We start from the raw sequence: 8,524 nt of genomic DNA, 5'->3' as shown, positions 1-8,524 counted from the left end.
GCCCTCGCCCTGTACGGCTTCACATCGGCGCCCCCGCTGCCCTCCCTGAACCGGATCGACGTCCTCGTCCCCCGTCTGCGCCGCCTCCGCTCCACGGGCTGCGTCCGCGTCCTGCGCACCCCCACGCTCCCCACCCCGGCCGCCGTCATGGGCCTCCCGGTCGCCCCGGTTCCCCGCGCCCTCGCCGACGCGGTGGCGGACCTGTCGGACGCGGGTGCCGTACGCCGCCTGCTGACGGAGGCGGTCCGTGCCGGCCACTGCGAACCGGGGGCGGTGGTCCGGGAGCTGACCCAGGCGAGGCTGCTCAGCCGCCCGCACGTGGTGGAGGCGGTCGACTCCCTCCTCGCCGAGGGCCGGTCGATCGCCGAGGACCGCCTCTACCGGATGGTCGAGGAGTACGGCCTGCCCGACCCGGTCTGGAACGTGGACCTGCGCCTGCCCGGCGGCCCTCACCTGGGCGGCCTGGACGCGTACTGGCCGGACCAGGCCGTCGCCGTGGAACTGGACACCCGCGCCCCGCGCCAGGAGGAGGACGCCCTCTGGTCGGAGTACGCCCGTAAACGCGAGACCCTGGAGCGCCTGGGCATCACGGTCGTCCACATCACCCCCAGGAAACTCCGCGACTGCCTGGAGCAACAGGCCTCGGTGGTCCGCACGGCCCTCCTGGCCTCGGCGGACCGCGACCCGGCGGCGTACGTCGTGGTGCTCCCGCGATAGCCGGGCCGGCGACAAGCACGACAAGCGGAGGGGCCGCCGGGCTGCGGGCGGCCCCTTCTCGTGGTGCGACGCCGGCCCACAGAGAGTGAGCTGGACGCCCGGCCGGAGACCGAGGCGGTCGGCGGCTGGTGGAACCGCCGGAACAACCCGGAGCTCGACCTCGTCTGTCCTCAGGACGCTCGGGCACACATCGCCGGGCGGCCCGCACATCGCCCCCGAGCACGCCCGGTTACTGCTTACGGCAGAACTCCGCCTCCACGATCGCCTGGCTGTCCCCCGCCCAGTCCCCGTTGAAGTTGAAGGCGAGGGAGTGGCGGCCGTCGGTCGTCGTGAGTGCTTCGGAGGAGGAGCCGTGGATGCCGCCGCCGTGGCCCCAGACGGTGACGCCGCAGCTCAGCTTCTGTTCGATGAGGCCGAGGCCGTAGCCCGCGTTCGGGATCCCGTCCACCCTGACGGTGGTCTTCATCTCGTTCAGCTGCTTCTTCGGGAGCAGCCTGCCCTTGAGCAGCGCCGCGTAGAAGCGGTTCAGGTCCGACGAGTCGGAGATCATCTCGCCCGCCGCGTAGGCCAGGGAGGGGTTCAGCTCCGTGACGTCGTACGTCGGGCCCGTCGTCGTCTCGGCGAGCTTGCCGTAGGCGCGGCTGCTCGGACCGGGCACCTTCGGGTAGGTGCCGGGGACGAGGGTGGCGTGCAGCCCGAGGGGTTCGATGACGCGGGTGCGGATCTCGTCCCCGTACGGGTTGCCGGTGGCCTTCTCGATCACCATGCCGGCCAGGACGTAGTTCGTGTTCGAGTAGTTCCAGGAGGTGCCCGGGGCGAAGTCCGGCTTGTGGTTCATGGCGGTGCCGACCAGCTGTTCCGGTGTCCCCGTGTCGTAGCGGTGCTTGAAGAAGCCCTCCTTCAGGAAGTACGTGCGGACGAACGTCTCGTCGTCCGTGTAGTTGAAGATGCCGCTCGTGTGGTTCAGGAGCTGGCGGAGCGTCACCTTGCGGCCGTCGTGGCCGTTGCCGCGCACCAGGCCCGGCAGCCACTTCTCCACCTTGTCGTCCAGCGACAGCCTTCCCTCCGCCTCGAGCTGGAGCAGCACCGTGGACACGAAGGTCTTGGTGATGCTGCCCACGCGGTAGCGGTCCTGGGCGCTGCGCGGCTTTCCGGTCCTCAGGTTGCCGACGCCCGACGTCGCCTTCCAGACCCCGCGTCCGTCCTTGGCCTGGAGGGCCACCCCGGGGACGCCCTCCTCGACGGCGGCGTCCATGGCCTTCCGGGTGGCGCTGTGGCCGGCCCCCCGGTCGACCCCCGCTTCCTGGCCTCTCGCCGATGCCGAGGCGGCGGCCGCCGGTACCGCCAACGCCATCGCCGTCGCCGTCGCAACGGTGATCGCGGCCACCAGTCCCGCACGTACTGACATGGTTCCCCCTTGTCCTGATGCGCCGGCCGAGGAAGGCCGGTCGGGAGGGGGGACCCCGCCGGGGGTGAGAGGGTTGAACCGCCGTGTACCGGTTGAGCGGTTTTCAGCCCTTTCGCAGGACGAGCTCCACGTTCCGGTCCCCCGGGTCGCCCGTCAGCGTGTCGCGCCTGCCCGGCGCGTTGAAGGACAGTTCGCGGTACAGGGACGCCAGGCCGGTCTGGGAGAGGTCGGCGAAGTCCGTGCCGTGCGGGGCCGCCGACTCGATGAGCGTGCTGAACAGGGAGATCGTGCCGTCCTTGTTGTCCGTCAGCTCGATGACGCGGGCGAGCTGCGGGAAGTCGATGTGGGAGGCGGTCGAGACCTCCCAGAAGGAACCGCCGTCGGCGTACGAGTGCGGGGTGATCCGGTTGCGGTGGCTGTGGCCGTTGACCCAGGCGAGGACGTTGCGGTGGCGGCCGAGGAGGGAGAGGAGCTCGTCGCCGCCGTGGCGGGACTCTCCCGGGTGGGTGGGGTCCTCGCGGAGGTTGCGCATCGTCCTGCTGGTGTGATGGCTGAAGACGATCGCGTACGAGCCGTCCTCGTCGTGCTCCTTCAGCGTCCGCTCCAGCCACTTCAGCTGGGCCGTGCCGAGTGAGCCCTCGTAGTGGCCGCCCGGGTCGGTGGAGTCGAGGCTGATGCCGATGACGTCGTCGGCGATGCGGAAGACGTAGTACTGGGTGCCGGCGTCCACGTTCGCCTGCGAGTAGCCGTGGCCGACCGGGCCGGGGCCGGTGTGGGCCGGGTCGAGGTGGGCCTTGAGGTACTCCAGCGAGGTGAAGGGGGCGCGGTTCTCGTCCGGGGTGACCGAGCGCATCGCGCGGGCCTGGGACTTGATGATCGCCTTCCAGTCGGCACCTCTGGGGTCGCCGCCCGACTGGACGTTGTCCCAGATCGCCCGGCCCGCCTGCTCGTCCAGGTCCATCAGCTTCCTGCCGCCGACCGCGAAGTCGGCGAAGAAGGAGTCGCCGGGGGCGTAGCAGCCGCCGGGCAGGGAGTCGTGGTTGCCGACCGTGGAGTACCAGGGCAGGTTCAGGCCGGGGCTGTTCACCTCGCGGATCGCGGCGTCGAGGAAGCCGTCGATCTTCGGGAAGCCGAGCTGCTTGTCGGCGTCGCGCAGGTCCGCCTCGGGCTGCCAGTACAGCTTCAGTCCGCTGTCCTGGACGCCCTCGTAGCGGCGCGGGTCACCGGAGTTGGGGGTGACACGGCCACCGCTCATCACCTTCAGGAACCAGTCCAGCTCGGTGCGGGAGTTGTTGTCGGTGTTGTCGCCCGTCGTCATGACGAAATGGAGCGGGGAGCCGGTGACGGGGGCTCCCCGCAGCGCGTTGACCCGCTCGACCAGCGACACCGCGCCGGCCACCGACAGCGCTTCCTGCGGACGCCAGGCACTCGCGGTCTGGGCACGCAGGTACTCGTACCGCAGGGGGTGCTGGACGTCCACCACGTGCAGGTCGGTGAACTGCACGAAGGCCGCGAGGGCCGTACGGCGGTTCTCCCGGCCCGAGCGGGGGGCGGCGAGGTCGCCGCGGACGACGCGCTCCCACGCGGGGCCGTCGCCGAGCCGGATGTAGCCGGAGCCGCCGCGGGGCGCCGCGACCGAGCCGAGGGTCGTGCCGCGCGTGTAGGGCGCGAGGGGCGCGGCGGGCGCCTGGCGGGAGGACAGGAGGACCGCGGACGTGTCCTGGGCGGCGGCGTGGGCCGGGGCGTCGGCGCCGGGCCGCAGGGCGAGTCCGATGCCCGCCGAGAGGCCGACCGCGCCGGTGGCGGCGAGGAAGGCACGGCGGTCACGAGCGGTGGCAGCGGTGGCAGCGGTGGCAGCGGTGGCGACAGAGCGTATGCGCGACATGGCGCGATCTCCCCGAGTGCAAACGCGTCAGTGGTGGTCGCGGACGGCTCGGCACGCGAGCAGTCCGCTCGTACTGGATCGTTGGCACCGGGGATGGCCTGCACGTTAACTGGGCGGCAACGGGCAACACCGATCACCGTACGTGGATCTTGGCCCACCCTGCGCGTTCACGGAGGCTTCCCGAACGTAAGGGAGACGGAAGGGACGCGGTCACTCCCTGTTCATCTAGCGGGGTAGTGCACCTGTCTCGCGGGGTGCTGCTCCCCCGCTTCACGGGGTGCCGCTCCCCTGTCTCACGGGAGTGCCACTCCCCCGCCTCGCCTACTCCCGGGCGTGCCCGGAGGGCGGGCGTTCACGCCACAGGGCGAGGCCCGCGTCCACCAGCCCCACCCGGTCCAGCGAGGGCACGGTGTCCAGCGGGTGCCAGGCGGCCATGTCGGTGGAGCCGTTCGTCTCGTGGCGGAGTGCGCCGCCGGTGACGCGGGCCTCGTAGACGACGCGCAGGGCGTGGAAGTCGGCGACGGCGCCGAGGCGGCGCGGATAGTGGCGCCTGTTGGAGTCGATGCCGAGCAGGAGGGTCGGCTCGACCTCGAACCCGGTCTCCTCCTCGACCTCGCGGATCACCGTGTTGTACGGATCCTCGCCGTGGTCCATACCGCCACCCGGCAGCGTCCACCGCTTGCTGCCGTCACGGGCCACCCAGCGGGCCAGCAGCAGCTGCCCGTCGCGTACGCACACGGCGTACGCCGCCACCCTCAACTCCTCGCGCATGCACAGACGTTACACAGACGACCGGTGGCGGGGAGCTGATTACGGGTCACATCGGCGGACATGTCGGTACATCGCGCGCTGTCAACTCCCCCGCCATGTTGGGGATTTCCCCATGATTCGCTCGGGTCTCGTGCAGACCCTCCCCAAACAGCGGTCTCATGCGTAAGGCTGAGCGATCGTCCGGCCCCGCACACAGCCGGCGCACACCGGACACCCATGATCCGTCCCTTCGCTCGGATCACCGTGCTGCACCGTCGATTCACTGTCGATCGTTCCTTTACGTACAAGGGATCCAGATGACCCTCACCCCCCAGCGCACCCCGATATCGGGTGCGAGACGCGCGGCGCGTATCGCCGTGGCCGCGGGACTGGTGGCCGCGCTCTCCGCGGCCGGGCCGATACCCCTGGCCTTCTCCGCGGACGACCCTCCCCCACCGCTTAACGCGTGGGAGGTACCCCCAACCTCCGCCCCGTCCGACGGCGCCGTCAAGTCCGCCGACAAGAAGCTCGGTTCGGCCGACGCCGAGCTGCTCGCCGAGGCCGAGGCGAACGGCGACAAGAACGTCACGATGATGATCGCCACCGCTCCGGGGCAGACCGAGCAGGTCGCCGAGCAGCTGGACGCGGTCGGCGGTTCCCTCGTCGGCAAGACCGTCGACAAGCTCGGCTACGTCCGGGTCACCGTCCCCACCGCCAAGGCGGACAAGGCCATCGCGGCCGCGCAGAAACTGTCCTCCGTCCAGGCGATCGACCTCAAGCAGGAGATCAAGCTGGACGACCCGACCCCGCAGGGCTCGGGCGACCGAAGTTCTTCGGCGACGGGCACCGGGTACGCGGCGCCCGGGAAGAGCACGCCCGCCACGAACCCGTACAACCCGTCCTTCGAGACCGGCGCGGTCTCCTTCGTGGAGGACCACCCCACGTACGACGGACGTGGCGTGACCATCGGCATCCTGGACTCCGGTGTCGACATCGCGCACCCGGCCCTGCAGAAGACCACCACGGGCGAGCGCAAGATCGTCGACTGGGTGACGGCCACGGACCCGGTGGCCGACGGCGACGGCACCTGGCTGAGGATGAACTCCCCCGTGACCGGCCCGGTGTTCACCGCCGGCGGCAAGACCTGGCAGGCGCCCGCGGGCGAGTTCAAGTTCCGTACGTTCGCGGAGACGGCCACCCTCGGTGGCGACATGGCCGGTGACCTCAACCGGGACGGCGACACCACCGACGTGTGGGGCGTGCTGTACGACGCGGCCGCGGGCACGGTCCGGGTGGACCTCGACGGTGACGCCGACTTCACCGACGAGAAGGCGCTGAAGCCGTACAAGGACGACTTCCAGATCGGTTACTTCGGTACGGACGACCCCGCCACGCCGATCGCCGAGCGCATCCCGTTCGTGGTCGAGACCCGCAAGGACGTCGTCTTCAACGCGGCCGGCGACAAGTCCGACTACGTCAACATCGGTGTCATCGAAGGCCGGCACGGCACGCACGTGGCGGGCATCACCGCCGCCAACAGCCTCTTCGGCGGCAAGATGAACGGCGCGGCGCCCGGCGCCAAGCTGGTCTCCTCGCGCGCCTGCACCTGGACCGGCGGCTGCACCAACGTCGCGCTCACCGAGGGCATGATCGACCTCGTCACCAAGCGCGGCGTCGACATCGTCAACATGTCGATCGGCGGCCTGCCGCAGCTGAACGACGGCAACAACGCCCGCGCCAGGCTCTACACGCGCCTCATCGACGAGTACGGCGTCCAGTTGGTGATCTCCGCGGGCAACGAGGGCCCCGGCATCAACACCATCGGTGACCCCGGCCTCGCCGACAAGGTGCTCTCCGTGGGCGCCTCCGTCTCCAAGGAGACCTGGGCCGCCAACTACGGCTCGGTCGTGAAGACGAAGTACGCCATGTTCCCCTTCTCCTCGCGCGGCCCGCGTGAGGACGGCGGCTTCACCCCGACCATCACCGCCCCCGGCGCGGCGATCAACACCATCCAGACCTGGGCACCCGGGGCTCCTGTCGCCGAGTCCGGCTACAGCCTGCCGCCCGGCTACGGCATGCTCCAGGGCACCTCGATGTCCTCTCCGCAGGCCGCGGGCGCGAGCGCGCTGCTGCTGTCCGCCGCCAAGCAGCGCAAGATCGAGCTCTCCCCGCTCACCCTGCGCACCGCGCTGACCAGCACCGCGCGCAAGATCAAGGACGTGCAGGCGCACGAGCAGGGCGCCGGTCTGATCCGTATCGTGCAGGCCTGGGACGCCATCAAGGACGGCGCCACCGCCCACGACTACACGGTCAAGGCCCCGGTCGACACCGCGATCGACCAGTTCCTGGCGACCCCCGGCTTCGGCACCGGCCTCTACGACCGCGAGGGCGGCCTGAAGGCCAAGCAGAAGAAGACGTACGACGTCACCATCACCCGCACCTCCGGGCCCGACCGTCCGGTCCGGCACGAGCTGGAGTGGAAGAACAACGACGGCACCTTCCGTCTCCTCGGCGACGACGACATCGTGCTGCCGCTGAACAAGCCGGTCACCGTCAAGGTCCAGGCGCAGGCCAAGTCCGCGGGCGTGCACAGCGCCATCCTGGAGGCCGACGACGAGCGCACCGAGGGCGTGGACAAGCAGATCCTCGCCACGGTCGTCGTCTCGCAGCCGCTGGCGAAGCCGTCGTACGCCGTGTCCGCCTCCTCCTCCGTGCAGCGCAACAGCACCACGTCGTACTTCGTGACGGTGCCGGAGGGTGCGAAGACCCTGGAGGTGGCGCTCGGCGGGCTGAAGGAGAAGAGCCAGACGCGGTTCATCTCCATCCACCCGTACGGCGTGGCCGTCGAGGACAGCGCGACCATCTACTGCTACGCGGACTACTCGCTGCCCTCCGACCCCAACACCTGCCGTCCCGACCTGCGGACCTACCTCGACCCGCAGCCGGGCGTCTGGGAGATCGAGGTCGAGTCGCGGCGCACCTCGCCCCACCTCGACAACCCCTTCAAGCTGGACGTGTCGGTGCTCGGCACCGCCTTCGACCCGGCCGTGACCACGATCCCCGAGGCGAAGGTCGGCACCCCGATCGCCGCCGACTGGACCGTGACCAACGCGTTCGCCGCCATCGAGGGCAAGCTGCAGGGCGGCCCGCTGGGCTCGGCGAAGCTGGAGACGCCGACCATCGCGCACCACGAGGTCCAGACGAGGACCGTGGAGGTCCCCGAGGGTGTCGAGCGCCTCGACATCTCCATCGGTAACCCCTCCGACCCGGCCGCCGACCTCGACCTGTTCGTGCTCAAGGACGGCGCGACGGTCGGCCAGTCCGCCGACGGCGACTCGGAGGAGGCGGTCAGCCTGACCAAGCCCGCCGCCGGTACGTACACGGTCCGGATCGACGGTTACAGCGTGCCGTCCGGCTCGACGACGTACGCCTACAAGGACGTGTACTTCTCGTCCGCGCTGGGCTCGGTGAACGTCGACGCCGACAAGACCGTCTCGCTCGCGAGCGGTGCCTCCGCGAAGGTCTCCGCCGAGGTCCTGGTCCGCTCGGCCGGTGCGGCCGGCCGGCAGTTCTTCGGCGAGGTCCGCCTGGTCAACGGCCGCGGCACCGCCGCCGGTCTCGGCACGGTCGTCATCGAGAAGGTCACCGGCTGACGCCGGTCTCCCGACCGGTGGCCGGCAAGGGGCGGGTGCTCACCGTGGCACCCGCCCCTTGCCATGCCCGGCGCTCTTGCCGCTCACGGCCCACGGGCTGCGACTCCACCG

General features: G+C 70.7%; 4 protein-coding genes and 1 pseudogene. 2 read left to right on the top strand and 3 right to left on the bottom strand.

Annotation, left to right across the window (positions count from 1 at the left end; translation table 11 throughout):
- Positions 1-717: pseudogene (locus FNH04_RS35875) on the top strand (hypothetical protein); the annotation flags it as partial.
- 229 nt (positions 718-946) lie between these two features.
- Here FNH04_RS35875 and FNH04_RS35865 read toward each other — a convergent pair.
- From FNH04_RS35865 to FNH04_RS35855, 3 genes are all read right to left on the bottom strand, one after another.
- Positions 947-2,125 carry a serine hydrolase domain-containing protein gene (locus FNH04_RS35865; RefSeq protein WP_152790031.1) on the bottom strand — a complete coding sequence of 393 codons (1,179 nt, stop codon included), beginning with the start codon at positions 2,123-2,125 and terminating at the stop codon, positions 947-949.
- A 103-nt stretch (positions 2,126-2,228) separates the two neighbouring features.
- On the bottom strand, positions 2,229-4,010 hold the full coding sequence (locus tag FNH04_RS35860; RefSeq protein WP_152790030.1) for a TIGR03767 family metallophosphoesterase: 1,782 nt from the start codon (positions 4,008-4,010) through the stop codon (positions 2,229-2,231).
- Positions 4,011-4,331: 321 nt separating this feature from the next.
- Positions 4,332-4,781: an NUDIX hydrolase gene (locus tag FNH04_RS35855; protein WP_152790029.1), complete on the bottom strand. Its 450-nt coding sequence runs from the start codon at positions 4,779-4,781 to the stop codon at positions 4,332-4,334.
- A 296-nt stretch (positions 4,782-5,077) separates the two neighbouring features.
- Here FNH04_RS35855 and FNH04_RS35850 point away from each other — a divergent pair, with 296 nt between their 5' ends.
- The gene (locus FNH04_RS35850; protein ID WP_152790028.1) at positions 5,078-8,413 is read left to right on the top strand and encodes a S8 family serine peptidase; all 3,336 of its coding nucleotides are present in this window, start codon (positions 5,078-5,080) and stop codon (positions 8,411-8,413) included.
- Positions 8,414-8,524 lie beyond the last annotated feature (111 nt).

The sequence above is a fragment of the Streptomyces phyllanthi genome (genome assembly GCF_009377205.1).
In the GTDB taxonomy this organism is placed as follows: Bacteria; Actinomycetota; Actinomycetes; order Streptomycetales; family Streptomycetaceae; genus Streptomyces; species Streptomyces phyllanthi.
This window is presented reverse-complemented; position numbering and strand designations above follow the sequence as displayed.

Bases quoted from the DNA above. Each gene is read 5' to 3' on its own strand.
- FNH04_RS35865 (WP_152790031.1), bottom strand. From the start codon at position 2,125: ATGTCAGTACGTGCGGGACTGGTGGCCGCGATCACCGTTGCGACGGCG.
- FNH04_RS35850 (WP_152790028.1), top strand. From the start codon at position 5,078: ATGACCCTCACCCCCCAGCGCACCCCGATATCGGGTGCGAGACGCGCG.
- FNH04_RS35855 (WP_152790029.1), bottom strand. From the start codon at position 4,781: ATGCGCGAGGAGTTGAGGGTGGCGGCGTACGCCGTGTGCGTACGCGAC.
- FNH04_RS35860 (WP_152790030.1), bottom strand. From the start codon at position 4,010: ATGTCGCGCATACGCTCTGTCGCCACCGCTGCCACCGCTGCCACCGCT.